At 34.1% G+C, this 2208-nt stretch carries 1 protein-coding gene; it reads right to left on the bottom strand.

Annotated features, from left to right (window positions below; all coding sequences use genetic code 11):
* Positions 1–294 precede the first annotated feature (294 nt).
* Positions 295–1500: a metallophosphoesterase gene (locus tag E1171_RS02465; RefSeq protein WP_155203740.1), complete on the bottom strand. Its 1206-nt coding sequence runs from the start codon at positions 1498–1500 to the stop codon at positions 295–297.
* Positions 1501–2208 lie beyond the last annotated feature (708 nt).

Below are 2208 nucleotides of genomic sequence, written 5' to 3'. Positions count from 1 at the left end.
AAAAATAACCCCCAATTAAATATAGCCGTCCAAATAGGGAACGGTCATGTAAACGCTAACAACAATATAATAAATTGACGTAGTATCAGCTTATTTTCAAATTATTTAAAAGGGTAAATGGCAAATCAACTCATTACCCCTATAATCCCCCATTGCAAGAAAAGACCTTCATTTTAAAGAATGGTTTTTGATTTAACTATTGCCAATCCCTGAACTGGGAAAAAATTCCAAAAAGAAAGCCACACCTTAGGGTGTGGCTCTCTAAACATAAAATGGGAAAAAACCCCTTCCAACTTATTCGATTATAAGCTCCTCCGTAATTTTAAAATTATTTCCAATCAACTGGAGGTAATAAAGACCTCTTGGCAAATGGCTTAAGTTAAAACTCTCCTTACTATTTCCTTTTAAACTTACTTCTTTTTCCCAAACTAAAGCTCCCTCAACATTCGTTAGTAGAAGAGAATTAACCGACTCTTCTTCCCCCAAATTAACAGATAAATCAAACTGGCCTTTTGGGGCAGGGTTAGGTGCCAGAACTACTTTTGTATTTTCTTTAAAATCTGACTGTACCAGACCATTATCGATAGCAGTTGTTTTAGCCACAGTGGCCGCTGAGTTTGAAGAAATGGTATAGGAATCAATCTGAGTGCCCTCAACATTTATAAATTTAAATACAATCTCTGAAGAAGATGCTTCTATCAACATTGCTCCATCATTGTCATCATAATCTACCTGGCTCCCCGAAATACGGGAACGGACAGAATACCTTGAAGCTCCTCCCAATCCATTTACAAAATACACAAAATCATCTTTGATAATACGCTCATAATGGTGATCGTGTGCAGCAATTACAGCTGTTGCACCCCATTCTTTAAAAGGCCATTGCATTCCGCTTTCACCACCATGCCTTCCTGAAGAATAAGGCGCATGATGAAAGTAAACAACCTTCCATTGGGCAGAAGAAGCTTCCATTCTCCTTTGCAACCATCTTCCCTGTCTGGAAGAGGAGGTTACCCCGCTTGGCTCATTAGGATCACTATCTACCACAAAGAAATGGATATCTCCTATTTCAAAATCATAGTACCTTTCATTGTTGGGTAATTCAAAATAATCTAAATAAGGCTGGGCATTTGGGGTATACCAATCGTGATTCCCCAAAGATGGCCAAAATTTATTTGAGGAGGCTCCTTCCCCATATTCACCCTTATAAGATCCAATAAATTCATGATAGTACTGGCCGACATTCTCATCGATGGTGGATGCCTCACCATCTTCATAATTATTATCTCCTAAAGTAATAATCCCATCCACATTCCAGCTCTTTACAAGATCAGCCACAGCCTTTTCCCCATCACCGGCTAATCCAAAATCACCAATCGCAGCCACCTTTACATTTTGAGCCTTCAGGGCTCCAAAATTGATTAAAAATAAAAAAAGGATAGAAAATATAGTCCGACTTTTACTGAAACCATACCTTCCTAAAAGAGAATTTGTTTTCATAATAAATTTTTTAACAGCGTTTATTTGTTATATTTTAATTATTTGGGGTTTCCTGTCTAACTAAGGTTCCGGTATAATACTCCCCTTTCAATCAACCTTATGGTAATCACTCTTTTTTTGATCTATTTACTTTTGGAAAATGTCAAATTAAAAGGATAAACCATTCACCTTTATTTAAGCCTAAAAAGCTTTAACAATTATGTCTTTTATTGGATAGTTTACTAAAGAAAATTTCCAAAAAAGATAAATCACTCAATAAAACCAGCCCTCTTAAATAGGCCGCAAAAATAATCTAAATGAATATATTATCAACTTATTAATAAATTTTTCTTTTATTAAAAATACCAAAACCTATTTTTTATAAAACAAACCAACCAGTAGGATTCATTAAAAAAGTAACATCAAAACTTAAATAAAAAACAAAAATTAATATATAGAGGGATTTATTTACTATAGTCTCTGATTAAATTCATATTTAATGCTTTTTCACATCCACCTCATCCAATTCTTAGGAAAATTTTTATTCTTTGGGTGACACTCATCTAGGCGTACAAATTGAAGTTAGTTTTAGTTTTAATGTCAAATAATTTCGAATCTTGCCTTTCTTGTAAACTGTCCAAACAGGATCAAAACCAAATTAATCATATATTTACCCTAAAAAACAGTACAGTACATAGGACTAAAAATTATATATTGTACCACATAAAA

This window comes from Xanthovirga aplysinae (genome assembly GCF_009711365.1).
GTDB lineage: Bacteria > Bacteroidota > Bacteroidia > Cytophagales > Cyclobacteriaceae > Xanthovirga > Xanthovirga aplysinae.
Note: the sequence above shows the minus strand (reverse complement) of the source record. Positions and strands in the feature narration are given on the sequence as shown.

Excerpts from the sequence above, each read along its gene's own strand:
- E1171_RS02465 (WP_155203740.1), bottom strand. The coding sequence starts at position 1,500 with ATGAAAACAAATTCTCTTTTAGGAAGGTATGGTTTCAGTAAAAGTCGG.